Source organism: Vibrio sp. CCB-PB317, assembly GCF_022808245.1.
GTDB classification, from domain to species: domain Bacteria; phylum Pseudomonadota; class Gammaproteobacteria; order Enterobacterales; family Vibrionaceae; genus Vibrio; species Vibrio diabolicus.
The window spans coordinates 1690645-1716715 of the sequence record NZ_JALGNU010000001.1; the positions used below are offsets into that span (position 1 = coordinate 1690645).

Sequence of the window (26071 nt, forward strand, 5' to 3'; positions counted from 1 at the left end):
GAGGCAATGGTTCGCCTCCCTTTATTTGTAGTACCAACGACTGAGTTATGCAGACGTGGGAATAATAAAGAGTAAAGGTAGATGATGAAAAAAACTCTATTAGCAGTGGCGCTACTTGGCGCATCTTCTGCGGCAATGGCAGATTCTTGGATTTACGGTGGTGCAACAGTAGGTCAGTCTGACTACAAAGGTGAGACGGATACATCATACTCTGTTCACGTTGGTACAGGCATTCTACCTATCATTGGTATTGAAGCTGGTGTAACGCAACACGGTGAATTTAACGTAAATGGTCAAGACACTAAGCTAACGTCTTACTACGCAGCACTTAAGCCAAGCATCGACTTTGGTCCACTGCATGTGTATGCAAAAGGTGGTTTCCACCAGTGGGACAAAGAAGTGAAAGGCGGTAAAGACGATGACGATTTGGATCTAATGTACGGTGTAGGTGCTGAGTACTTCATTTTTGGTCCGATGTCTGTTGGTGCTAGCTACATGAACTACACGGCGGGTAAAGACGATATCGGCACGTTCTCTGTTAACGCAACACTGCATTTCCTATAAGCGTCTAGCTTTCTAACATCCATATGAAAAACACCGACTTTATGTCGGTGTTTTTTTGTCTGGAAGTCACAAAACAAAAGTTGAACATAAATTATTCACTTTTGGATCTTAAAATGCTCATGCTTTCCAATATATAGTGGCGATTAAATGCGCATATTTGCGTAATGTTTCGCTTAGGAATCGCTCAGGAAGGGATAGTATGAAAAAAACACTCTCGTTATTAGCTCTAACGTTGTGCTCAACATCAGCAATGGCTGACTCATGGATTTACGCTGGCGGTCAAATTGGTCAATCTGATATTGATAGCGAAAACGATACAACCTACGGTATTCATGTAGGTACTGGTATTTTGCCATTCATTGGCATTGAAGCAGGTTACTTTAATCACGGCAAGGTGGATTTATCACTGAGTGGCAGCAGGGGTAGTGCTGATTTTGATTCATTCTATTTAGCAGCGAAACCAAGCATCGACTTTGGGCCGCTTCATGTCTATGCCAAAGGTGGCATCAATGCATTCAATGTTGATTATGACGGCGGACTGAGAAATCTAGATAAAGATGATGGTGTCTCCTACATGTATGGTGTCGGTGCCGAATACTTCTTGCTCGATAATGTTTCTATTGGGGCAAGCTATCAAGCGTTTGGCGTGGATATTGACAGCGATAGTGACACCGTGAGCAGTGTGACGGGGAATATTACCTTCCATTTCCTATAATAATCAGTCTCTATGAAAACTTTACTGACTTGGTTTCATCGCTATCTTTGAAACCAAGTCAGTGTTACTTATCTCAATTTACGCGCCCATCAATGATAAAGCCACAGAGCGCAAGTATTTCCAGTGCTTTTCGAACGATCAAATTACGATAAAATCAATCGTTAGACCTCATAATTTTTGTGTTGATATTACTTTGTTCTCATCTGCCTCTAATTGAGCCAAAAATGCAATAAATGGCGATTTTTTGCAAAAATATGTGATTACTGCTAAACTTCGCCCCGCTTTAAAACTTTAGAGTTCAAATTAATGGAGGGCGGTATTGGAGTTCTTCTCACCTGAGGGGCGTTTCAAATTCACGTTAAATTTGTATTTATGGATAATGCATTTAAAAAATATAGTATCGACACAACAGACTATCAGGTTGGACAGGACAACGTTCAAAAGTGGGGATTCGACATACATAACCCCGTTTTTGGCATCAGTGCGGGTCTCGTTGTTTTCTGTCTAATTTCACTTCTTCTTGTTGAGCCAACCACTGCTCGTGATGTATTAAACGGTCTGAAAAACGGAATTATCGAACAGTTTGATGCGTTCTTTATGTGGTCGACAAACTTCTTCTTATTATTCGCTGTTGCTCTTCTTTTTTCTCCGCTGGGTAAAATCCGCTTAGGTGGCAAAGAAGCAACGCCGGATCACTCAACCGTTTCTTGGTTGTCGATGCTCTTTGCTGCTGGTATGGGTATTGGCCTTCTGTTCTGGAGTGTGGCGGAGCCGACCGCGTACTTCACTGATTGGTGGGGAATGCCACTGAACGCAGTGCCATACACAGAAGAAGCGAAATCTCTCGCGATGGGTGCCACCATGTTCCACTGGGGTGTGCATGGTTGGAGTATTTACGCACTCGTTGCACTAGCACTTGCGTTTTTTGCTTTTAACAAGGGTTTACCGCTTTCATTGCGCGCGGCGTTTTATCCAATTTTTGGTGACCGAGCATGGGGTTGGTTAGGACATGTTATCGACATTCTTGCCGTTTTATCCACGCTGTTTGGTCTTGCAACGTCGCTGGGTCTCGGTGCTCAGCAGGCGACCAGTGGTATTAACCATGTCTTTGGTCTAGAAGGCGGCATTGGTACACAAATGATTGTGATCACCTTTGTTACCTTTATCGCGGTGCTATCAGTAATTCGTGGTATTGATGGTGGTGTTAAGCTACTGAGTAACGTCAATATGGTGGTTGCGTTTGCCCTGCTTATTTTCATTACCTTTATCACGTTTGATACGGCGTGGGGTTCGCTACGCGACACAACAATGGCTTACATTGAAAATATTATCCCGTTGAGCAACCCTCACGGTCGTGAAGATGAAACTTGGATGCACGGCTGGACGGTATTCTACTGGGCTTGGTGGGTATCTTGGTCACCGTTTGTTGGTATGTTTATCGCGCGTGTGTCTAAAGGTCGTACGGTTCGAGAATTCCTGTTCGCAGTGATCGTTATTCCTACTGTCGTTACCTTGATTTGGATGTCTGTATTCGGTGGTATCGCGCTTGACCAAGTGGTGAATAAAGTTGGTGAGCTAGGTGCAAATGGTCTAACTGATATTTCACTGACTCTGTTCCATGTTTACGATGCGCTTCCGTATAGCTCAGTGATTTCAATGCTTTCTATCGTGCTGATTCTGGTGTTCTTTATTACATCATCAGACTCTGGCTCACTGGTTATCGATAGTATCACTGCGGGTGGTAAGATTGATGCACCAATTCCACAGCGTATTTTCTGGGCTTGTATTGAAGGTGCAATTGCAGCCGTTATGCTTTGGGTTGGTGGCAAAGAAGCCTTGCAAGCATTGCAGTCCGGTGTGGTTGCAACGGGATTACCGTTTACCTTTGTTCTGTTGTTGATGTGTGTAAGCTTGGTTAAAGGGTTAAGAACCGAACTGTCAGCTTACAAATAAACACTATCCACTATTGAATTTAAATGCCGAGCCTAATGCGTTCGGCATTTTTTATTTCTACTTTTCTTTTTCAATAATTCCGTTACAGTTTGGGCTTATTCCCACCTCATTTAACAGCATTATGTCACTGGCGAAACTCATTCTTATTCGTGGACTTCCAGGTTCAGGTAAAACAACCTTAGCAAAGCAACTGGCGATAGAGCTTGGTGCTAAGCATTTTGAAGCTGACATGTATTTTGAAAATGATGAAGGTGATTATCACTTTAACCCAACTGAATTACCCCAAGCGCACGAATGGTGTTTTCAGCAAACTCGAGAGTGGTTGAACAAAGGGAAAGTCGTGATTGTGAGTAATACGTTTGTTCGGCACTGGGAGATGAAGCGTTACTTGGACTACTGCGTGAAGAAGCGCATTGAGGTGGAAGTTAAGGTGTGTCGCGGAGCGTATCAAAGCATTCATGATGTACCACCAGCGACCATCGAAAAGATGCGACGCCAGTGGCAAGAGTGACCGTTACCAGAACCAGGGGGTTACTGACCTCGTCCGTCAATCATCACAACGAATGTTTTGCTCATGATTGAAAGGTCCATTGAAATCCAAGAGTAGAACGAACCTAAGCTTAGTGCGTAACTGTGATCAAACCCAACTTTACGTCGTACATCTTCAATACAAGCATCGTAGCCTTGGTTAACTTGCGCTAGGCCTGTAATTCCTGGTAATACGCCATATGTGCGTTCTACAAAATAAGGGATTTCATCTTCCAACTTTTGGTAGAAAGCAGGGCGCTCTGGACGTGGCCCGATCATAGACATTTCACCTCTCAACACATTAAACAGCTGTGGTAACTCATCTAAACGCGTCTTACGTAAAAAACGTCCTACTGGTGTGATTCGAGGATCATTTTCGGTTGCCCAAACTGCACCGGAGCGTTGCTCCGCATCAATATACATGGTGCGAAACTTCATGATTTGAAAAAGATCCATTTTTTCTGGTGTACAGCGCCCAACACGCAGTTGACGATAGATCACTGGGCCTTTTGATGTGATTTTTATAGCTAGCGCGATAAATGGGAATAGTGGTGCAGTGACGAGCAAAATAAACATTGCAACCAGTACATCAAACGTTCTTTTCGCGTGGCATACATTTGAATCGTAGCGTGAGTTTTTCATGATGCTTTCCTTATTGGTTGACGCGTTTCCAACGTCCATTTTCCATTCCTAGCAAATACTTCATACCGCCGATGAAATTGGCGAGATGACCAATGACGATGTAGCTAATCAGTTTAAAAGGCTTGACTGTGTTAAGTGCAGGCACCAAGTAAGTGACAAGTGCGATACCATAAACACAGGCTTGAGCGAGCAGCATTATTTGAAACAGCGGGTTGTGTGCCAGTAGTAGTGAACAAACCAAGCAAACAATCATCAAATAGGGTGTTGCTAAGCGCAGAACCTTTCCCGATAGAAATGCAAAGGCAGTGCCACGATAGCGAGGTAGCAGTAATTTCTTTAATTGCATGAGCTGCTGCATGTTACCCGCTGAAATTCTTAGGCGTCGCTTGAAGTCTGCGTCGTCTGAGCTTTGTTCGAGTTCAAGAGCCAGCATGTTAGGTTCGTAGATAGCGTTATAGCCTCGCAAAACGATTCTCATAGGGAGAATAAAATCGTCATTGATGGTGCTGACTTCAAGTGGTTCAAATAGGTGGGTTCTGAATGTATAAAACGCACCGTGAGAGCCAATCGTTGAACCTAGCAAGGATTCTTGGTGCTTCACTCGAGACTGGTATTGCCAGTACGCTGCTTCACCTTGGTTATCGGTACTCATTATTTGATATGTCGCGTTAACCACTCCAACCTTCTCATTTTGATAATGCTGACTAGCTAGCAACAGAGAATCGCAAGAAATCAATGCCGATGTATCACTCAGTGCGGTAATGTCCGAGTTAACATGACGCATTTCTTCGTTGAGTAGGGCAACTTTACCGCGATTGACTTGGTGGTCATTAATGATGAACAGTGTATCTGAGCAGATTGCTTCTTGAATCGTCGCTTGAGCAATCTCGGCTGTGTTATCTGTGCAGCCATCACATGCGATCACCACTTTCAATTTATCTCTTGGGTAATCTAAGCTCGCAAGGTTGCGGATCTTTTCTGCTATCCACTGTTCTTCATTGTAGGCGGGCACGATGACAGTAATAGATGGTAACTGACTGTCTGTTTGAGAGGCTTTGTAAGCTCGCTCTACAAATGGTGCTGTGGTTTTTTGCTGTTTTAAAGGAAGCCATTTAAGTAGCAATGGATAACCAACATGATGATAGACAATCAAAAATGCGGATAAACCAAAACCTGTAATCCAAAGTAAATCATTCATAGCTAGCCTCCTTGGCCAAACGTGAGTAGCGACTCACCATGTCTCTGATATCAAAATGTTTGAGAATAAAAGTTCGAGGAGAACCATGGGTTGATTTCAATTGCTGCGACAAAGCTTCCGCCAAAGAGAACACTCGGTTGGCTTCAACCAATGTGCTGTTAATCGGGCAGAGCGTCTCTTTCACGCCACCAACATCGGTTGCGACACAAGGAATGTCACACGCTTGAGCTTCTAGTGTTGAGAGGGGGAAACCCTCTTGAAGCGACGGTAAACAAAATAAATCGAGGCTTTGGTAAAAGCTGGGCATATCGTCGACCAAGCCTAAAAAGGTAACGCGATCCTCAAGTTTTAACGTTCTAACTTGTGCTTCCAATTGAGCTCGCTGAGAACCATCTCCAGCAATGGCTAGGTGTGTGTTTGGCGTAAGATGAGAGAAGGCTTCGATAAGCACTTTATGGCCTTTAACAGCTTCTAAACGTCCAGCTACTCCAATCACGGTTTTGTTGGCTGGAAGCCCAAACAAGTTTCTCTTGGTTGCTTGATTACCGCTTTGAAATTTCTGGCAATCGATTCCATTATGTATGGTGCAGACTTTGCGGTAATTCAGTTTTGTCTGGATTTGTTCGGCGACAAAGTTCGCATCGGCAACCACATGTGGACGAATCATTTTTAGCAGTAGGGACTGCAGTCGAGCTGACTTTCTGTTATTCAGATGCCAGGCGTCGTGCTCAGTATGGATAATTACTGGCACCTGCGCTAAGCGTGCCGCAATCCCACCATATAATAGTGGACCGATATGGTGAGTGTGGACCACATCAGGCTTAAGTCCTTTGAGCATGGAAGTCAGCGTACTGATGGTTGTCCCGCTGAATCCAGGTTTCTTATTGAGAAAGTGCAGTTGGCCTTGGTAGGCCGAGAGTTTTGACCAGCATTGCAGTGCTTGCGCTTTGCTTCCCTCTAAACTTACGACAAACACGGAATGATTCGGTTGCGCAAAACGAAGCATCTCTAATACGAGCGTTTCCAAACCGCCAGGAGCTAAGTGCTGCACGACGTGTAATATCACTTTTTTATTGCGTTGAGTGCTATTTTGCTTTTGTCTGAATTCCATTCTCAAACCCTCGTTGAGTTCTTTGTTTATTCAGGAATTGCAGACTGCGTGCCAATAAATTAAGTGTTTAAAAACATTAAGTTAATGGCGACACATATGAAGTTCGATGTTTATTCTCAATTTGAGATTCATATTAGTGGAAACCTTATGCGGAGTTAGAATAAGCACAAAAAGAAAAGCACTCGCTGAACGAGTGCTTGTCATGGAGTGTTAACGGCTGTTAGCTTCCGTATACCACTTTAGGTAGAGTGGTGATCACAGGAACGCCAAGATGCTTTTCTAATGCTCTTTTAGAGCGGATAGAGTTATCGGCTAACTCAAGTATCGTCGCTAATCCAATGCCCAAACCCGCGCCACCGATAAACCCTAAAATAACAAACACAAAACTAGGTAAGTTAGACGGAATGGTTGGTGTGAAAGGTTCATCAATGATTTTCACGCGTTTATTCTCTTCAAATACGCCAAGTGAACCAGTTAATTGAGCCATTTCATAACGCTCCACAAGGTCATCATACATTTCTCTTTTTACCGCGACATCACGAGCTAGGCGGTTGATTTCTGTTGCTGTGCTACCAAATCGATGCGCATTACTTTCTAACTCTTGAATCATTGTTCGTATGCTATTGGTTTCTTCTGTGAGGGCTTCAAAGCGTCCGCGCATAATTTGCAGTTGGTGAAGCTGAGAGACCAGAAGAGGCTGAGCTTCTCCAAGACTGTTTACGGTGGTATTGCTTGCGATATCCCAAAGTTGGGCGCTGTTTAATTCCGGTTGTTTAGAGTTCAATAGTACTGAGCGCTCTTGCTCCAAGCGGTTTAACTCTCGTAGCTTGCCTTGAACCATGCTATGCGCCTCAGTGTACTTGGCGCGAAGCAAAGTGAGCTCACTACGAATGTCGATGATTTGTTCTTCAAGCTTACCGATAACCGGGTTGGTTTTAGAAAGTTGTTGGTCCAAACTACCTAGGCTTCGGGTAACACCAGCAAGCTCCGCTTCTTTTTCTGCCAAGGTTTGTTTAAGGCTTGCCAGACGAGTCAGGCTTTGTGCTTGCATTTCAGGCGTCGCGTGAGAGTAAGTATTCTTGTATTCCGCGAACGCTTGCTCTGCTTTATCCAGCTCTTCTCTGCGTTTATTAATATGGATGGTTAAAAAGTGACTTGAATCTTTAATTGAAGATCGTTCAGGAGCTAAAAGCTGTTCGACAAAATGTTCGCTGACGGAGAGTAACATCGACTCCATGCCATTCGGTTTACCACTTCGTAGTTGGATTTGAATGAAGTCCTTACCGAGCTGCTGAACAGACAAACGCGACGCGAGATCTTTAATGATGAACTCTTGCTCTTTGGCACTCATTTCGTCACTAATCAGCGCTTGTTCTTTGGCAACTGAGTACAAAACATGTCGGCTTTTTAGCAAGGTACTGAGTGCGCTCAATCGATCTTTCAGCATGGTTGAGACGGCAAGGTCTTGAAGGAATGGGTTCATTTTCGCTGTCTCTTGGATAAGCATACTCGTATGAGCGACATAAGTCGTCGGAACCAGTTTACTTACGATGAAACCCAGCACAGGCAATACAAGCATAGGAATAACGATCATGTAGCGACGTCTCCAAGCACCATGTAACAGTACGCTGAGGTTTTCTCTTAAATCGTTCATAGCGCCCTCACTAATTTATCAACTTGGTTGGCTCTTGCTTCCCAGCTTTGCTGTTGAACAAATGACTTTGAATCTGTCGGTGGCGGTAGGAGGTGATCGAGACTGGCACGCACGTCTTCGACATCTTGAACCACATGAAGCATATGTTTGTAGGGCATTAATGCAGGAAACGGTGTGCTGATAACAGGGGTTCCTGTTGCCAAGTACTCAAGAAGTTTAAGCGGATTACATGCCTTGATTTGAGCGTTATCAACAAAGGGCAACCAACTGGCATCCCAGTGTTGGGAGTAACGTGGCAGAGTGTGATGCGCTCTCGGGCCCAGGTAGTATATGTTGCTTCTTTGTGGAAGCGGATTATCACTGAACTCGTTAGGGCCGATGAACACGAGATCCCAGTCAGGCGCTTGGTCTGCGACTTGGGCAATTAAGTCGTAGTCTAACCATTCAGACAAACTGCCATAAAAGCCCAGCACTTTGCGACCATCATTAGGAAAATCTTCAGCCTTAGGTGCTGGCTCAGAAAACAGACTAAAGTCGACACCGTGAGGCAAAGTGACGGTTTTACCAGATGGAAATTGAGTGGCGAGTTTGTCACTTGCTGTAAAAATCACATCAGCCGCGTTAACCAGTGTACGTTCATGCTTGGCAACCGTGTCGTGGTCAACACCAGCTAAAGCGCTAAAGTCATCGCCACAATAGTAAATTAGCCCACGTGAATTCATTTCCGCACAAACATCTGCGGCCGTCGGGAGCGATGTCCAAAATATAGGCTTATCAAAACCAAGAGCGTGTAACTGTTTATTGAGCTGGTATTTCATCATCTTAGCCGCTACTTTTCTTGCCAGCGCAGAACTTGGAGCAGGAATAGTGAGTAGGTTAATGGTGTGAATATTTGGGTTTATTTCAGACTCTAACGTTGGCTTATGCGATCCAGCGTTATTAAACACACGAGCGAGCTTGTTTAACGCACGTTGCATGTCTTTAGCAGTCAGCCTAGGTTGACGCAGACCAATTGAGTTAACCCAAAGGATGCGGTGGCTCGTTGCTAGTCGTTTGACAATGTGTTGAGTGGAGGAGGGTAGCCCGCCAAAATCTTCTCCAAATACTACGATATCTGTCATGTGGCTCTCCTTGAGTCTTCGTTATTTGATTACTAATCTAGAGAGTAATCACAATACGTGCCAAGGATTTACTTCTTATAAAACAGGTAATTGGACTTTCTGTTGGTATTTGAAATTAGGGTTTCTCATTTTGACAATCACTTTGAACGATTCGGCTAACGACAACCGTTAATGCTGCCAGAATGTAAATTGGCCAAGTGAAACCTTGAGTGAGGAAGGTGCCTGATACAATGGTCCCGATAAGCCCACTTAAGACTGCGTTTGCTCCAACAGAGAGGGTGTAATCTGATGTTGGCGTCAGTAGTGAAATAGAATGCAAAGAGGTGCGAATCAATGACACAATCAACGTAATGAACACGGCGAGTCCAACAAACCCCGTTTCTGCTAATACGCCAAACCAAGTACTGTGTACGGCGTGATTGATACCATCCCAGTGAGGGCTATAGAAATAGTAATTAAAGTAGAAATTATCAAGCCCAACCCCAGTTAACGGATGGTGGAGAGCCATTTTAAATGCGGCTTCCCACGCGTAAAGTCGCCCCATCGCAGAGGCATCTATACCATCCTCAGCTGCGCCACCCGATTCTCGCCCTGAGATACCAGCAAATGCGTAGAGTACGATGGCTGCGACGGCGCCTAGTACTAAGACTAACGTTTTGCTTTTGATGTGCTTAAAGGCAAAGTACGCAAATACCGATAGAGAGCCTAACAAGCCCCCGCGGCTTTGTGTCTCAATAATCGCAAAAAACAACACCAAACAGGTAACAAGTGCGAAGAGCCGGAGATGCTTAGGTGAACGTTTCTCCATTAACTGACTAACGGTAAAGGCGAGGGGAAACATTAATACCAGCGCCAAGTCGTTCGGATCGCCGAGTACTGAGCCTATGGAGCGTCCAATCGATACGCGCGTCCCTTCCACTAAATCAATGCCATTCGCTGCGTTTTGTAATGCGACTAAACCAATCAACAATCCGGCGAAAATTATCGCTTTCGACATTTGTGCTAACTGAGCAGGCTTGGTAATAAGCCAGGTGATCGCCAATGTCATAATGATGATTTTCCAATAGGTATTTTTGAAAACTGTAATGGCAATGTCACGACTGGAGGCGAAGACGATGCCGATGATCACCAGCCCCCAAAATATGCACAACCATTTTAATGAAGGGTGCCAAAAAGCCGTAAGCTGGCGACTTATCAAAAGGTGGAAAGCAAGTGCGGCCAGTGCCCCCAATGATAGTAGCAATGGGATCTTAAAGTTATAGATAACGGGAAACGCTTCATGAATGCGGAAGAATGAAAAAATAACGAACAGCGTGACAAGCCAAAACGTTTGGTTGAGAACGAACAGTAAAGCCAGTGGGGCGAAACATAGTGCGACGATCAAAATAGGGTGAGGCATAACAATCCAAAGCAGGCCGATACAGACGGTAATCGTCAGCGCTGCGATGGACTGCTTTCTTCTCACCTTGGTTTCAGTCATAACGAGTATCTCTTCACCTGTCCACGCCATTTCACCATGTATCGAGTGAGCGCATTTAGCGTCTCTTTACTCATATAGCGAGTGGCTATCCCTGCCAGCAAAGTGCATGTCAAAATGCAAATTGCGATGGCGATGCCTATTGATTGTGAAGAGTGAAGCAGGAACAGTGCCACACCGGAGATAATCTGCAATAAAACCATCAGACTTAGGTGAAAAGGCAACGGCATGCATTGTTGGCCTACCACATAAGTAAGGCCAAGCTTACACAGTTGAGCGTAATAAAGCGCAATGAAAACTCCATAGATACCCAGGGACGACAGGCCAAACAGCAAAGCAATTGCAACGCATGCTGAGACGACATTAATACCCAGTAACCAGCGAGTACGACGCTTGTACAAAATGGAAATATTAATGAGTTCGCTCCACTCTTTTAGCATGGCGATAGGCAGTAAGAACAAGCTGAACAGTACCGCCTCATGATAGGTTTCTGGTAACAGGTAAGTGATCATCACCATTGCTAATGTGCCGACTGCAACACTTAAACCGGTAATGTAAATCATACCTAGATGAGTGATGCGCACAGCTTCTGTACTCCTACGCGCTTCTAGGTAATTAAATCGACGTGGCATCCACCACATGCCAAATGGCTGAACTAAAATACACATGCCAACCGCAAATTTTACGGCTATCGCGTAAATCCCTAATGTCGCAAGTGAGGCGTTCGCGCCGATGAACCATCGTTCAGCGCCATTGAGACAAAACGAAACCAATCCAGCCATCATCATTGGCAGACAGTAATTTAGGTATTGTTTCGCCACTGTCAGATTTGGAAGAGTCATGCTGTAGCGGTTAATGATGTGCAGCCAGACAAACTGAGTAATAGCAGCCAACAAGCCACCCCATAAAACAGAAATGACATGTGGGTGAATAGACAGTGCCGTGATGATGAAAATGACCTGAAAAACAGTGGTAGTCACCATGACGTTAAGTAGGGTTCTTGCTTTGTCGTCCTGTGTTCTCAACCAAGCTGTGCCGATTGCGATACTGCCTTCTAGAACGATAGCAAACATAACAATAGCAAACTCGACTCGCGTAAAAGGTGCAGGAATAGGCGCGAGCATAATGATAGCGAGTAGGCATAAAGCCACGATGCCAGCGATGAATAAAGCAAGTGAGTACAGCTGGTTTAGAAGGCTTGTGCGCGTATTTTGATCCTTTTCAACCCCGACGAATCGATACAGCGCTTCATGTAAAGCGAAACTGACGAATAAGGTTGTGACAACGCCAAAGGTGGTAAGCAGTTCAAGCTTGCCCATTTGTTCTGGTGAGAGAAAGTGGGGCAATACAGGCAGCATGATTAAGCTGATGCTTTTGTTTATCACTAACGCGATAGCGAACAGCGACATATTGGTCATTGCTTTAGACATGGTCATATCCTTTGATGTATCGCGGTGTTTTGAGTTTACAATCGCCATTCGGTGCGGATTCTGCTGCAAGGTGCTGAGCGATTGGCAGATAACAACGTTCGGCCGTATAAAGTTGAGAAACGTTGAGTGCTTCGATACCCATTGTCACTTTCATCCATGGAGACTCATTCAAAAGGCGAATTGCGTTATGTAACGACGCCACATTGTTTGGTGTGTACTTGATGCAATTGCGGCCATGCGTCAATACGCGATCCCAGTAGCTATCATCATGTGGGATGACGATGCACATGCCTGCTGCGAGAGCTTCTAAAATGGATAATCCAAAAGGTTCGTTAACACTGGTGGAAACAAACACACCACACTGAGAGCGTAGGTCATCGAGGTTATCTGGGCATTCATGCCATTCAACACCTTTTGTGGTGAAGTCTGGTGTTGAATATTCCACACCTGCCACATTTGGTTTGATGTAACACACGGTAGATTTGATCTCTTTTGTCTTATCAAGTGTTAAAGCATCAAGAAAAAGATCGATGTTCTTCCATTTTAGTAAGCTGGCCGCCCAGAAGACGCGGTTTGAAATCGGATTTGCTTGTTTTGGCCAGCGGTCTCTCGATAGTCCGTTAACAAACGTAGACGCATTCAAACCACACCAATAGCGTTCAGTAGCTGGCTTCTCTGTTTTGAGGTAGACCTGTAAGGCCTCTAGCATCGATTCTCGGGTGTTTGCCAAGTAATAAATTGCGGATGCTTTTACCAAGCAGTAGCCGGAAGATCTTGAACGACCAATTGGACCATGAACCATTTGTACCACAGGCTTTTTGCTGATTAATCTCAGTAAGTACAAAGGCATATCATTACTCGGGCAAGATAGACCTAAAAAGCTATCTATCTTTGGTAGTTTCATGCACGAAAAAATCAGTTGGATAAAGTAATACGCGTTCATTAACCAGTAAGTGATGCCATGAGTGGAGCTCAGTGGTGATGGTTTGATTTTGATAATCTGCACACGAGGCGTATCACTAAGCAGTGACTCCCAATGTTCTGGATTCGTGGTCAGCAGATAACCAATTACGTTCAGTTTATCGCACTGTTTGAGGAGCTCTGCATTCGCAATCTTAGAACCACCTTGCATTGGGATGGCGTCGAACATTAATACACGTTTCATGACTGGGCTCCTCAATTGATACTCAACCAGCGTGAAAGAGGCTTCATGCAGTGAGTCATTGGCATTGGTGTAATACTGTTGTTCTCAAGCTCACCTTCATAAATACGTTCAATGGCGCTTATAGATGCTGCAGTCGTGAGGTTTTGGCTAGCATGAAGATAGGCGTTTTCAGCTAGCTTGTTTCTTAGAGCTACATCTTGCATGACTTGTTGGATAGCGTTTAATAAGCCTGCCATTCCGCGATTCTGGTACAGTAGCGCAGAGTGATTATGCTCGAACAACTCAGGGATGCCTCCTGTTTTAGGAGCCACGATAGGCAGCTGAGCTAAAGCCGCTTCCCCGAGCACGAGACCAAACGCCTCTTCATAGGCGCCGCTAATAAAAGCGTCTGCATTCCCAGACATCCATGCACCAGCATTGCTTTTTTCCCCGACAAAGTGGACTCTGTCTTGGATACCGAGATCCGAAGCAAGTTGTTGCAATGTTTCTCTTTCCTCGCCATCGCCAACGATAACAAGATGAGGATTATCGTGATGGTAATTGTGCATGCGCATAGCGCGAATAAGGCGGTCGAATCCTTTTCTTTTAATCAACGAACCTACCGAGAGAAAGGTAAACGCTTGTGGAGGTATTCCGAGGTGAGCCTTGATATCAATGGGCGTATCAGAGTCTTGAAGCGATACACCGTTGTGCACAACATAAAGCTGGTCTTCTGGGTAACCGTCCTGAATAATTTCACGACCGACATCTTTACTAACGCAAATCAATTTTGGGGAGAGGTGTAGCCCAAGAGAGAAGCGATCTCGCAATGTATAGTGACAATGAAGTTGGGTGACAAGTGGGATGTGATTCATGCGTGCAGCCAAACACATCCATTGACAAGGGCCACCGCTATTAACGTGTACCAAGTCGATATTGTGTTTTTCGATCAGTGCTGAGCCTTGTTTGATAAGGCTATTCCATCCGCTAATATCCCAGCGAGGCGCACTCCAGCCACCAACGAGATTGAAAACAGAATGTTCCGCTTCAATTCCGAGCGATTGACACTTATCGATTAGTGGCTGGCAGTTTGACCACACGAATGGCTCAAACTTATCACGGTCAATCCCTGAGATGAGATCCAGAAGTACCACTTCACTGCCGCGAATCCAGTTATCACCATAATGAACATATAGAATGCGTTTTGGAGTAGTCATAAGTCACCTCTGTCTCATCATTAACTTGTGTTAACTGCTGAGTTGCAACAGAGATGCCAAAATATGCCATTAGTTTATGTGTTTGAATATTATTAGATATTTGTGCTTGGCCTTAAGGGGGTAAGCAATATTCTCATATTGAGAACCAATATGGCTTATTGCTCCGTTTCAATTTGATATTTTCGTAGCAATACAGGAATAACGTTTTGCGCCGAGAAATCATCAATAATGGTCTGCCGAGCGTTTTGACGAATGTGAGATTGCTGCACTTCATCAAGAGACATCCAATGTTTAAGGCATTGAGCGAGAGATGGGACGTCATCGACAATAAAGCCATTTTCGCCAGTTTGGATAATATCGGGCAAGCGACCCACGCGTAGGCTCATCACGACTATTCCTCTAGCCATTGCTTCAAGCGCCGCCATAGGCAGGCCTTCATAGCGAGAAGAAATTACCAGCACGCCAATGTTTTTCCAAACGGTCTCCATTTCAGTTTGATGACCGAAAAATGTCACATTTGAAGGGGCAATTTGGGCGAGTGATTCTCTTTCTGGTCCATCACCGAAAACACTAAAATGCAGTGTTGGGCAGAGCTTAGCTACTTCGATAAATTGGTCGGCACCTTTTTCTTGGCTCAATCGGCCGACGAAAGCGATTTCTTGATAGTTGAGATTACGATCGGGAATCGAAACAAAGTTATTCAGCAGTTCCGAAGGGAAAATGACTTTGCGCTGAATGCTTGGGCTGACGGAAAAGCAGTGGTTAGAGAGGTAGCCTGAACTTCTATCAAGCCAATCATAGAGCCACATTTTGCCCGAGGATGATTCTCCTGCATGATAAGTTGAAATCAAGCGAGGAAATGTGCGCGTGAGTAGCTTGGCACAGCGCGCTAAGATTGACGCTTTGTAACCGTGGGAGTGAATGACCGATGGTTGGTGATTGGCGACCGCGCTTGTTAGGTGTTTGATCTTTAATGCCTTATGTGGCTCACCAGACAAATGGTTCAAGTAACTCACAGGGATGGTGGATTCTTCTGCTTTCTCTACAATCTGTGCTGGTGGCGAGTACTCAGTCGTTAAGACAACACGTGCTTTGTGCCCAAATGTCATTAATCCACGAGCAAGCTCTATGACGTGACTTTCGATACCGCCAAACAGGCGGCTATCAAGAAAAATCCAAATTTCACCAACGTCAGGTTTCTCAAGATTGTTCGAGATTAATTTCATCCGCTTCCCACGCTTGTTTTTTTCGGTAAACCGTAGATGGGCTTAGCTCCAGCATTACGGCGGCATTGAGAACGTTGCCATCACAGTATGCGATTGCGTTTTGAATCGCCTCGCGTTCCACTTGCCACATAGGGCGAATGGTTCCATCAGAGTTAAAGTACGGCGAGGCAGCCGCTGAGGATTGTATGTTAGGTTCCGGTGTCGGTATTGACGGTTCTCTAGCGGGGGCCAACTGTTCCTCAACATACACAGGTTGGGATGTTATTGTTGTAGGGTTTGCTGGCTCTTGAGTTACATGTGCGGGAGTGGATGTTCTCGCTGTTTTAGACTTTCTAGTCAGTTGAGCGGGTAGGTGATTCAGCGTGACTTTTTCGTCATTATTAAGCACCACAATGTTACGTATGATGTTTTGCAATTGCCTTACATTACCCGGCCATTCGTAGTGCTTGATGATATGTTGAGCTTCGCTGTCGATTGTTGAGAATTTCTTTTTGTCCTGTTTAGCATAAGTGGTCAAAAAGTGCTTGGCTAACGTGACGATGTCACTTCCTCGCTCACGTAGGGGGGGCATATCGATAGGTATTACGTGTACGCGGTAATACAAATCTTCACGAAAACGACCTTCTTCCACTTCTGTTAATGGATCTCGGTTGGTGGCACAAATGATTCGGACATCCACCTTCATCTCTCGAGTTCCACCAAGCGGTGTGTAGGTTCCTGTTTGAAGAAAACGGAGCAACTTCTTTTGCATCTCAAGTTCCATTTCACACAGTTCATCGAGAAAAAGCGTTCCACCGTGAGCCAGCGTCGCAGCACCTTTTCGGTCTGTTGTGGCTCCGGTAAATGCGCCTTTAACGTGGCCAAAAATCTCACTTTCCATTAAATCTCGGGGGATGGCCCCGCAGTTAATAGCAATAAAAGGCTTGTCTTTACGATCGCTCTGACGGTGCACGGCTTCAGCACAAACTTCTTTACCTGTGCCGCTTTCACCCACAATAAAGACACTGGCAGATGTTGGAGCAACGGCATCAATGGTTTTATATACCGCCTGCATTGGAAGACTTGAACCGATAAATCCGTGATAGTTATGGCGATCAAACTTGGACTGAATGTTTTCTACTAAATCTTCCAGTTTGGCGCGTTTGAGGTGCAATGCAACAGAAGTTTTTAGGCGATCAGCGTTAATAGGTTTTTCTAAGAAATCTTCCGCGCCTTTTTGAATTAGGTTAACGGCTAAGTCTACGCTGCCATGCGCTGTAGCAATAATAACGGAGGTAGGAATGTCATTCTGGTTGATCCAATCCAACACGTCTTCACCAGACATATCGGGCAGTTTCAAATCGAGAATGATGAGCTGAGGTTTGCTTCTTTCAATAAATTGAATTGCTTCGCGACCTGTTTCGACATGAAAAATGTCATAAGGTTCGTCTTTGACATACTGCTTATAAAGTATGGCTAGTGAAGTAGAGTCTTCTACCAGTAACACCCTTGGTCTCATAGTCCTATCCCAACGTAGTTCGTTTCACTTTTATGATTTTTGTCAGCACTATTATTTGTATTTGGCGTGATGAGCGAGTTATATGACTTAGTGCTCTCTAGTACTGAATATTCTCAATTTGAGAAAAGCGTTATCTAAGTATTAGCACAAGGTGGGAAATTTGCGAAAAATCCATACTTTTTAATTGATTAAGTTAAATTGTAAATGTCTTATTAGATGATATCGGCATCGCACTTTAATAAGTGCGATGATTCATAAGATAATTTATTATTGAAACGGTTACTCGAACCCTTGATCTTTTCGCTTTTCTAGCGCGTCAAACGATTCAATTGCCAGCTGGGAAAGAGACTCACAGAGAGCCAATGCTTCTAGTGTTTTCCCTTCCACACAATATTTCTCAATCATTCTTGCTTGTCTGGAAAGCGTTCGGTTACCTAAAGCAAGGGCAGAGCTGCCGAGTGTATGAACTTCGAACTCTAATGTTTGGAGGTCTTTCGCGCTTAATGCTTGCTCTATTTTCTCCATGCGCTCTCGTGACTCTTCAATATAGTGTTCAATCAGCGTAGGGATGATTTCGGCGCACGTATCTTTGATCATTTGCTGGAGAATGTGTTCATCCACCAGTTCCTGTTCGATAGTCGGTGTGTTATTTGCAGTCATATTGGCGCTCCCTATAACATAAACAGTTCACTTTTCTTAATTTGTTGAGATATCTTTTCTTTCCACTTTTTGGGTAAAAAGCGTAGCTTGGAAACTTGTCGGATCAACTCATCTTTCAGGCTAGGTGTATGCTTCATATTCAGCACGGAACCAATCAAATTCGCATCGCTAGCATCAAGTAGTTTTTTGGCTTGTTCGAGTTGGGTTGCCGTCGTAGAGCCATAATGTGCGACTAATAAGGTGGCATCACATACGCCCGCAATCACTTGAGGGGCAATATTACTTCGGTTGACACTCAGAAGTGGAGATGTGTCTATCACGACGCGCTCGTATTGCGTTAACCACTCTGCAATATTGTGCTTCAGCATTGTCGGGTCTCGGTACGCCAATTGAGTGCTGGCGAGAGATGGAGCAGGGAGACCGACTAAGGTTTGATGCGTATTTTCTCTTGTGATCAGGTGGCCAACTTTTTCGGCATCATCAAACTCGTGAATGGTGCGATAAGCGGGCTTGAACAGGTTAAGATCCACATACAAAGTATTGTGCCCAGCTAAAACCAGACGCTCTGCTAGAGATGAAGCCACGGAAGTGACGCCGTCTTCAGACTTACAACCCACAACACAAATCGTTTTGTGGCCTTTCTGTTCACTCTGAAGATAAATTTGCTCAATCTCAGCGTGAGTGGCAGGAATAGTCATTACAACGCTCCTATTAACACGATGGTTGTGGTGATTTGTAAAATATCTCTTAATCCGGCTCTCGCTTTTTCAGCAAAGCTTTCGTCTTTATGTGGAATGTAAATAGTGTCGCCTGCACGGATGACTGGTAAATCATAAATGTTGGCGGTTTTGCTAAAGTTTACCAAATCAAATGTTCGAGCTTGGCCCTGGCAACAAGACATGTTGACCACACTGATTTTTTCAAGATACGCATTGTTAGTCGGGCCTCCTGCTTCGGCCAGCAGGTCAAGTACTGTCATGTTGTCATTAAATACATAGCGCCCAGGGTCTCTTACTTCACCTAATACACGCACGGTGGATTCTTTGGAGCGATCCAACCAGTTTTTGTTTTTTTCCGGAATGTAAATGGTATCGCCGGGACGAACGTGGGGCAGAATAGACTCATCGCCCGTTTCAAAGTACATCGACAAATTCAATTTACTCACTTTGGCATAGCCTAGGCCTCGGTGCGTCACACGAATATTGTGAATATCGGCATCCATTGTTGGTCCATCGGCGGCAGATAAAATATCCAGAAAGTGCATCTCTTCAGTAAAGCGATAGCGGCCAGGGGCATTGATTTGACCGAAAACATATATCGAGGCATCAGAGCTCTGGCTTACCCATTGCGATTTGTTGTCTGATGGATCGTCAGGTAATGCATGGACTCTTACTACCGTACCAGCTGAAACTCGGGGCAGATTCGATGTTGGTGAGCCATCTAAAATGTATTGATCTAAATCGAACTGTGTCATTTGACCATTATTGGCGACTTCAATTTTGGTGGTGTCAGCTCTACGTGTTGGGCCGCCAACATGCGCAAGCAGATCAATTAAATCCATTTCGTCTGACCATTCAATACGTCCCGGGCGCACGACTTCTCCCATCACAGCGACCGCTCGACTTGGCGCCACTTTTAGCCATGACTTCTCGTTGAAATCGGTTTTCTCAGGGACGAAAATCGCGTCTCCAGGTCCGACATTCGGCGGTCTAACCGAAGACAGCCCCTCGGTATGCGCGGTTAGGTCGAATTTGATGACCTTACCATCGGCTTTTATGACACGAATTTGGCGAGATTCTGCATAGCGAGTAGGCCCGCCTGCATTGGCGAGAATATCCATGAAGCTAGCGTCTTGCTTTCCTTCATACGCGCCAGGGTGGGCAACTTCACCCATGACATAAACCACATTTGCACCCGCTTTGATTTCTTCTTCCTGTTTTGGAACAAAGATGGTGGCACCCGGTAGGATTTCTGGTAGTAAGCTTTGATCACCCGTATCTAGATACTTTTTCAGATTAAACATGGTTGGGTTGTTATTTGTGATCACGCGAATTTGCTCAACACTGGCATATCGTGTTACGCCGCCAGCTCTCATCACGACATCAACGAGCGTGGTGTTCGGTTTGTAAGAGAATGAGCCGGGAGCATTCACTTCACCAAAGACTTTGATGGCACGAGCGGAGTCTGCGCTATCGCCTGAGTTCGCGAGTTTTGCTGCATCAAATTCTTGCTCAATATTCCCAACGAGTGGAGATGCTGGAACAAACAGTACGTCCAGCGATTCTAATTTCGGGAGTTGGCTATTATCACCAGTATCAAGGAAACGTTTGTAGTCAAACTCGATGTTTTTGTCGCCGCGTTTAACGATCATTTTATCGAGCTGAGCACCAGCGCGAAGGCCGCCAGCTTCGTATACAAACATTTGAATGTTGGAACCTGAAGGTAAGGTATATTCCCCGGGTTTGACCACGTAGCCTTGGACCGACACTAATAACTGTTGTTGTTTGATAAAGACTCGAGCGTTGTTTACGTCACGATACACTGTTTTTAGCGTTTCGATAATCACGTCTTGGAGCTGTTGCTCATTATATCCAGCAACAAATACAGGGCCGACTTCCGGTAAGTTAATACGCCCACGGCGATCGACTTGAAACCCTTTATTTAAAGAAGCTTCTCCAGGTAGGTTAATCTGAATTAAATCGCCGACCTTAACAGTATTGTTTTCATCAGCTGACGAAGTAGGTACCCAAGCGACCAAGTACAAAAGAACTAAGGTGATAAATGGTTTCATCGTGTTCATAGCGCACCTCCTACAGATAGATTGCGATTTACTGAGGTATCGCTATCTGAATTAGGGCTAATAACCTCGATGCTTACGCGGCGATTGGTTAAACGCACGGCAGGTGTTTCACCCTCGTAAAGCGGCAGGCTATCTCCCACAGATTTGGTGGTTACGCGTTCTGAAATGATGCCAAATACAGTCAGGTAACGCTTCACTTGTTCTGCACGCGCTTGAGCGAGTTTCTGGTTGTAATCTGGTGAGCCAGTGACATCGGCATGCCCAGTCACCACAAGAGTTAGGTTAGGGTGGTCACGTAAAATGTAGGCAGCTTCTGCCAAATGTCCCATGTACTTTGGATTAATTTCTGCTGAATCGACAGCAAATTGGTTATCAATATTGAGGAGTGCATAAATTTCAGCGACGACGTTCAAATCGCTACGCAATGCTTCAATATCATCGGGTGGCGTACAAGTGGTTTGGCTTAATACATAGTCGAGTTGCTGTTCAAGTTGGTTTAAACGTCGACGTTGAATCACCAGATCGTTAGCAGCATCGAGTAGAAGTCCGCCTTCTAGCTCACGTGCGATTCTGTTTTGCTTCTCAAGCGCTTGCACTACTGCTGCAGGAAAGCACCAGCGTGCGCCTTCTTGAATCAACGCGTCTAGGTGTAGCTTGGTGAGTTGCCAATCAAACCTCAACCCATGCTCTGGACCTAACGGCTCATCGGGCATGACTGGGGAAAACTGATAATTTTCAATTGAGATATCTTGATAGTTTTCCGCCAAGCCACCTTTTCCGTGGTCTGGGTAGTCAAACGACGAACAACCAAACATGCCGACAACAAGACCGCTTACTACATATCGTCGTATAAGATTTACCATGCCAACCTCCGTTTAAACCGGTATTTTTAGTGTCCTTTTGAGTTAACGGGAATAGCATGGTTAATACGAAGCAAGCTCATGATTTCTAAAGGTTGGCCTGATACGTTTTCAATACTCATGCTTCTTTCACGTTCAACTAGACGCTTATATAAGTAAACAATGGCACCAATCCCTGAAGAATCAAGAAATTGGACGTGCTGTAGGTTAATTTCGACTTCTTTGTGATGATTGTCGTGAATTACTTCATCAATGTGATGTTGTGCTTGTCGACAGCCACTTGCGTCTAAGTCACCAAAAAACTCAATGGCTAATTTGTCTTGATTAATTTCTAGTTTGCGTAATTCCATGACTCTATCTCCGTTTGTTTTCTCTACTTGGATATAGAGCAGGTAACGTGCCAGATTTAAATGCGTATAAAATCAGATGGTTATGATTTTTTGGTGGTGTCATTCAAATTGAGAAGGAATAGGTTCTCAATTTGAGAATCAAAAACGCATAGACAAACGGCTTGTTCAGGAGAGATGTCGAATTAATATCGAGCGCTAAAGCAAGAGTCTCACCGAGATTAGGTTGTGACTTGATTTGAGATTCACCCATCTTATTGTGAACAATGTGTAAATATTAAATGCAAAATCTGTCTAAAGTTTATGATTATCCTTGCAAATCATTACTTAAGTTGATTGTTCTGAGTCGAAGAATGACTAGTAACAAATAGGTCATCGAGAGGAGTTACGGTTCAATAAAGGCGCTTTTTTGTACAAGGTCTTCTTATGCCATTAAAAATGACATTAATCGCGCTGGCTGTTATGACAGCGTCTTCACAGCTTCAAGCTGATACTTCTCTCACGCCTCCAGTTTCTCTTGCGCAAAGCTATCAAGATGGTATCGATGTATCTGAATATTGGTATAGCGAAAAACTCGACGGCATTCGCGCCTATTGGACCGGACAACATCTTGTGACGAGAAATGGTAACCGAATCTACGCTCCAGATTGGTTTATCGATTCACTACCTGACTATCCGTTAGATGGTGAGCTATGGGCGGGACGAGGCAATTTTCATCTCGTACAACAAACGGTTTTGGATAAAACGCCTGTGGAGTCAGCTTGGCGAAACATTGATTTTATGATCTTTGATATGCCGTATTCTGCTGGTGATTACCGGAAGCGTTATTACAACATCAAAGACTTAGTGCTCGAAGTAGACCAACCTCATATCAAATATGTCGAACACCGAGCGATCCAAAATGAAGCTCACCTGTTTGCGCAATTGGATAAGATTTCAATATCCGATGGTGAAGGGGTGATGCTACGTAAGGTATCAAGCCGTTATCAAGCTGGACGTGGTAGTGATTTACTTAAACTGAAACGATACGCGGATGATGAAGCGCTAGTCGTGGGCTATAAGCCAGGCACGGGGCGTTTATTGGGTATGATGGGGGCGATGTTAGTTCGCTTACCAGATGGTACAGAGTTTTACATTGGTAGTGGGTTTACCGATGAAGTGCGTCGTCAGCCTCCGAAAATAGGTTCAACCGTCACGTTCAGGTACAACGGTTTTACTCATACCGGTAAGCCACGTTTTGCCCGATTCTTGCGTGAGAGGCTGAAGGAATAGAACGCTCTGCACTTACTCGTTGCCAACGGTTACGCCGCACCGCTTGAAGAGACCCTGCCAAAACTGAACGTGGTTTAGGGTTTCTTGTCTAAAGGTTTTGTGTGCCTCTTTTATACCATATTGATGACCATGAAGTTGCATACGCTTTTCTATCAAGATGGCACCGTCTTGAAGTTGCTGATAGGTACTGTCTAAATAGGCTAAGTAAGGTTGCACTTCTTCAACGTAAATAGATTGGAAGACATTTCTTAGGTAGCGGAACTGGGTCACGTCTCGGTTTGGCCCGCACAACACATTATTCTGATGTTGTTCAAGTAACTGAGTCGTAGCTTTGAGCCAGTGAGAAGCGTTTATCATCGAATAGTAAAGTCGTCCGATTAAACGAGATTTCTCTAGCTCTTCTTGATACTGCACAATCTCAATATCGGGCAGACGTGAAATGGCGCGATGAGGTAAGCCGTACATTTCACTGAAAAGGCGATAGACGTCGTTAATACGTGCAACATCATTTGGTGTTTCTTGAGGTAGCCAATCCGACGCCGTTAGCTGCTTTTGCATTGCATCACTCGCGAGTAGCAAGTTGTCAAGATGAGTACCTAAATGCTGCCACTTAGTCGAATAAAGCTTTGTTAATGTAGTACGTTCTTCATCGCTGAGCTGAAATTCGGATAGACATCGATTCATGACTCTTAAAAGGGCAGTTTGATAATCAAAATCATGAAATGCATCCTGCACCTTACCAAGTTGCGAGTTTTTCTCGGCAAGTAGATTGAATAATCCACACTGGCGTAATTGGTAGCTTTCTAGTAAACCAATCGATAGCCTTGGCAATGGCTCGAATAAGTCACGTTTTGCAGGTATGGTCACCGTAGATTGCGATTCGATTGGAAGAGTAGGAGCGTCCAACACATTGGCGACACGTTGGTGATACTTGTCAAACATGGCGTTTTCTGGGTTGAACCAGCTATCGCAACCGTTAAGAAACAAGACTAAGAACAATAAAATAGACCGCACAAATATCCTTTTCATAACTTCGTATTCGTCACCCAGAGAGCAGACTCTACTGACTCACAAGCTTGCTATAAGTATACTCAACAGCATTATTATTCGATCAAAAAAGCCAGCGTGTGCTGGCTTTTTCTTATTATCACTGAACTGAAAAGTTCAATTGCACCTCTGGTTCTTGGCGGTGCATCCAGCGCATTCTTACCCCTAACATAAGTGCGGCAGAAGAAAGGCCGATGATAAAGCCTAGCCAGAAACCTTGCGCTCCCATTGGCTCGACGATCCAGTCTGTGCGGCCAAGGACGTAACCCATTGGTAAACCAAGAATCCAGTAGGCGATAAAAGTACGATTGAAGATGGCTCGCATATCTTTATAGCCACGCAGTGCACCTGCCGCGATTACCTGAACTGCGTCCGTACATTGATAAACAGCAGCAAATACGAGCAGTTGCATCGCTAGAGTGATGACTTCTGGGTTGCTAGTGTAAAGTTCGGCAATCCATTCACGAGACAATACGGTTAATATCGCTGTAAGAACAGATAAACCTAGACCAACCATGATGCCCACTCGTGAAGCAACGCGAGCGCCATCAACGTTTTCTTCGCCAAGTCGGTGTCCAACACGAATACTCACTGCCGCACCGATACTCATTGGAAGCATAAATACTAGCGACGAGAAGTTAATCGCAACCTGATGCGCAGCAACGATGATTGGTCCTAATGGTGATACCAATAATGCAACGACAGCAAATAGTGTCACTTCAAAGAACAGCGCTGCTGCAACAGGAAAGCCGAGCTTGAACAGACGAACTTGCGCTTTCCATTGTGGTCGATGCCATTCACCAAATAAGTTGATGCTTTTAAGTCGATCTGATGTCATTACATAAAGCAATAGTAGGGCAAACATGACCCAGTAAACAATCGTGGTTGCAACACCACAGCCAACACCGCCTAATTCAGGTGCACCAAACTTGCCATACACGAAAATCCAGTTTAGAGGAATGTTGAGCAGTAAACCGATAAAGCCAATGACCATTGCTGGTTTCGTCAATGACATACCATCCGTAAAGCTTCTAAGCGTTTGAAAAAGCAAGAAAGCAGGCACTGCTAAGATAACAGCATGAATGTATCCCACTGTTTTTTCTGCCATCAGCGTTTCAACATCCATAAATCCGAGAATAAATTGGGTTTGAAGCAGCACTGCAATAATCGGCACACTGATCAACAATGCCAAAACGACGCCTTGTTGAATTTCAAACGGGATTTTTACTCGACGACCAGAGCCATTTAACTGTGCGACAACAGGGACTAACGCCATTAACAAACCCACACCAAATAAAATGGATGGAAGCCAAATACTTGAAGCGACAGAAACCGCAGCCATGTCGGTGGCACTAACGCCTCCGGCCATAACGGTATCAACAAACCCCATACCAGTTTGAGCAACAGATGCGATCAATACCGGGGTCGCCAATTTGATGAGACTTGATGCTTCTTCTTTATAGCGATGCACGAAAAATACTCCAGAGCGGAACAATAAGTTGAAAGAATGAGAGCGCTCGAGGACAAAAGATGTGGTGAACTGATCTGATGGTTGATTTTAGTCACGATAAGGTGAAAAAATGCCTCGGAGAAACTCCGCGCAAATG

Annotated in this window: 23 protein-coding genes; 5 read left to right on the plus strand and 18 right to left on the minus strand. The window is 44.6% G+C overall.

Annotated elements, in window-relative coordinates:
* The first annotated feature begins 84 nt into the window (after positions 1 to 84).
* From MTR11_RS07770 to MTR11_RS07785, 4 genes are all read left to right on the plus strand, one after another.
* Positions 85 to 564 carry an outer membrane beta-barrel protein gene (locus tag MTR11_RS07770; protein WP_005394221.1) on the plus strand — a complete coding sequence of 160 codons (480 nt, stop codon included), beginning with the start codon at positions 85 to 87 and terminating at the stop codon, positions 562 to 564.
* A gap of 199 nt (positions 565 to 763) precedes the next feature.
* Positions 764 to 1279, plus strand: a complete 516-nt coding sequence (locus tag MTR11_RS07775) for an outer membrane beta-barrel protein (protein WP_005394222.1) — start codon at positions 764 to 766, stop codon at positions 1277 to 1279.
* A gap of 372 nt (positions 1280 to 1651) precedes the next feature.
* Complete coding sequence (locus MTR11_RS07780) at positions 1652 to 3232, plus strand: BCCT family transporter (RefSeq protein ID WP_005394224.1); 1581 nt, start codon at positions 1652 to 1654, stop codon at positions 3230 to 3232.
* A gap of 121 nt (positions 3233 to 3353) precedes the next feature.
* On the plus strand, positions 3354 to 3743 hold the full coding sequence (locus MTR11_RS07785) for an ATP-binding protein (RefSeq protein WP_046875242.1): 390 nt from the start codon (positions 3354 to 3356) through the stop codon (positions 3741 to 3743).
* 20 nt (positions 3744 to 3763) lie between these two features.
* On the opposite strand, the gene MTR11_RS07790 is transcribed toward MTR11_RS07785, so the two are convergent.
* The 16 genes from MTR11_RS07790 to MTR11_RS07865 form a co-directional block, all read right to left on the minus strand.
* Positions 3764 to 4402: a sugar transferase gene (locus tag MTR11_RS07790; protein WP_005394228.1), complete on the minus strand. Its 639-nt coding sequence runs from the start codon at positions 4400 to 4402 to the stop codon at positions 3764 to 3766.
* A 10-nt stretch (positions 4403 to 4412) separates the two neighbouring features.
* Entirely contained in the window at positions 4413 to 5600 is a 1188-nt protein-coding gene (locus MTR11_RS07795; RefSeq protein ID WP_005394229.1) for a glycosyltransferase family 2 protein, read from the minus strand.
* The gene (locus MTR11_RS07800) at positions 5593 to 6711 is read right to left on the minus strand and encodes a glycosyltransferase (RefSeq protein WP_048626362.1); all 1119 of its coding nucleotides are present in this window, start codon (positions 6709 to 6711) and stop codon (positions 5593 to 5595) included. The genes MTR11_RS07795 and MTR11_RS07800 overlap by 8 nt, the downstream gene beginning before the upstream one ends.
* Before the next feature lie 220 nt (positions 6712 to 6931).
* On the minus strand, positions 6932 to 8365 hold the full coding sequence (locus MTR11_RS07805) for a GumC family protein (RefSeq protein ID WP_243327257.1): 1434 nt from the start codon (positions 8363 to 8365) through the stop codon (positions 6932 to 6934).
* The gene (locus tag MTR11_RS07810; protein ID WP_182036580.1) at positions 8362 to 9486 is read right to left on the minus strand and encodes a glycosyltransferase; all 1125 of its coding nucleotides are present in this window, start codon (positions 9484 to 9486) and stop codon (positions 8362 to 8364) included. The genes MTR11_RS07805 and MTR11_RS07810 overlap by 4 nt, the downstream gene beginning before the upstream one ends.
* Before the next feature lie 115 nt (positions 9487 to 9601).
* Positions 9602 to 10966 (minus strand): O-antigen ligase family protein, encoded by a 1365-nt coding sequence (locus MTR11_RS07815; RefSeq protein WP_006742945.1) that lies wholly within the window; start codon positions 10964 to 10966, stop codon positions 9602 to 9604.
* Positions 10963 to 12393 carry a lipopolysaccharide biosynthesis protein gene (locus MTR11_RS07820; RefSeq protein WP_176320503.1) on the minus strand — a complete coding sequence of 477 codons (1431 nt, stop codon included), beginning with the start codon at positions 12391 to 12393 and terminating at the stop codon, positions 10963 to 10965. The genes MTR11_RS07815 and MTR11_RS07820 overlap by 4 nt, the downstream gene beginning before the upstream one ends.
* Entirely contained in the window at positions 12386 to 13558 is a 1173-nt protein-coding gene (locus MTR11_RS07825) for a glycosyltransferase family 4 protein (protein ID WP_053807391.1), read from the minus strand. Before MTR11_RS07825 ends, MTR11_RS07820 begins: the two co-directional genes overlap by 8 nt.
* A gap of 11 nt (positions 13559 to 13569) precedes the next feature.
* Complete coding sequence (locus MTR11_RS07830) at positions 13570 to 14754, minus strand: glycosyltransferase (protein WP_053807392.1); 1185 nt, start codon at positions 14752 to 14754, stop codon at positions 13570 to 13572.
* 155 nt (positions 14755 to 14909) lie between these two features.
* Positions 14910 to 15980, minus strand: coding sequence for a glycosyltransferase family 4 protein (locus MTR11_RS07835; RefSeq protein WP_243327258.1), 1071 nt, complete (start codon positions 15978 to 15980; stop codon positions 14910 to 14912).
* Positions 15955 to 17478: a sigma-54-dependent transcriptional regulator gene (locus MTR11_RS07840; protein WP_150918671.1), complete on the minus strand. Its 1524-nt coding sequence runs from the start codon at positions 17476 to 17478 to the stop codon at positions 15955 to 15957. The genes MTR11_RS07835 and MTR11_RS07840 overlap by 26 nt, the downstream gene beginning before the upstream one ends.
* Positions 17479 to 17757: 279 nt before the next feature.
* The gene (locus MTR11_RS07845; protein WP_012841848.1) at positions 17758 to 18138 is read right to left on the minus strand and encodes an Hpt domain-containing protein; all 381 of its coding nucleotides are present in this window, start codon (positions 18136 to 18138) and stop codon (positions 17758 to 17760) included.
* Positions 18139 to 18149: 11 nt separating this feature from the next.
* Positions 18150 to 18836 carry an AAA family ATPase gene (locus MTR11_RS07850; protein ID WP_225461665.1) on the minus strand — a complete coding sequence of 229 codons (687 nt, stop codon included), beginning with the start codon at positions 18834 to 18836 and terminating at the stop codon, positions 18150 to 18152.
* Positions 18836 to 20938, minus strand: coding sequence for an SLBB domain-containing protein (locus tag MTR11_RS07855; RefSeq protein WP_243327259.1), 2103 nt, complete (start codon positions 20936 to 20938; stop codon positions 18836 to 18838). Before MTR11_RS07855 ends, MTR11_RS07850 begins: the two co-directional genes overlap by 1 nt.
* The gene (locus MTR11_RS07860) at positions 20935 to 21801 is read right to left on the minus strand and encodes an OmpA family protein (protein WP_243327260.1); all 867 of its coding nucleotides are present in this window, start codon (positions 21799 to 21801) and stop codon (positions 20935 to 20937) included. The genes MTR11_RS07855 and MTR11_RS07860 overlap by 4 nt, the downstream gene beginning before the upstream one ends.
* 26 nt (positions 21802 to 21827) lie before the next feature.
* The gene (locus tag MTR11_RS07865; protein ID WP_005394270.1) at positions 21828 to 22148 is read right to left on the minus strand and encodes an STAS domain-containing protein; all 321 of its coding nucleotides are present in this window, start codon (positions 22146 to 22148) and stop codon (positions 21828 to 21830) included.
* Positions 22149 to 22571: 423 nt separating this feature from the next.
* Between MTR11_RS07865 and MTR11_RS07870 the strand changes: the two genes are divergently transcribed.
* The gene (locus MTR11_RS07870; RefSeq protein WP_046875255.1) at positions 22572 to 23417 is read left to right on the plus strand and encodes a DNA ligase; all 846 of its coding nucleotides are present in this window, start codon (positions 22572 to 22574) and stop codon (positions 23415 to 23417) included.
* 12 nt (positions 23418 to 23429) lie between these two features.
* Here MTR11_RS07870 and MTR11_RS07875 read toward each other — a convergent pair whose 3' ends face one another.
* Together MTR11_RS07875 and MTR11_RS07880 are read right to left on the minus strand one after the other, a co-directional pair.
* The gene (locus MTR11_RS07875) at positions 23430 to 24431 is read right to left on the minus strand and encodes a DUF3080 domain-containing protein (RefSeq protein ID WP_243327261.1); all 1002 of its coding nucleotides are present in this window, start codon (positions 24429 to 24431) and stop codon (positions 23430 to 23432) included.
* Positions 24432 to 24564: 133 nt separating this feature from the next.
* Positions 24565 to 25935 (minus strand): MATE family efflux transporter, encoded by a 1371-nt coding sequence (locus tag MTR11_RS07880; protein WP_124008853.1) that lies wholly within the window; start codon positions 25933 to 25935, stop codon positions 24565 to 24567.
* Positions 25936 to 26071: the final 136 nt, after the last annotated feature.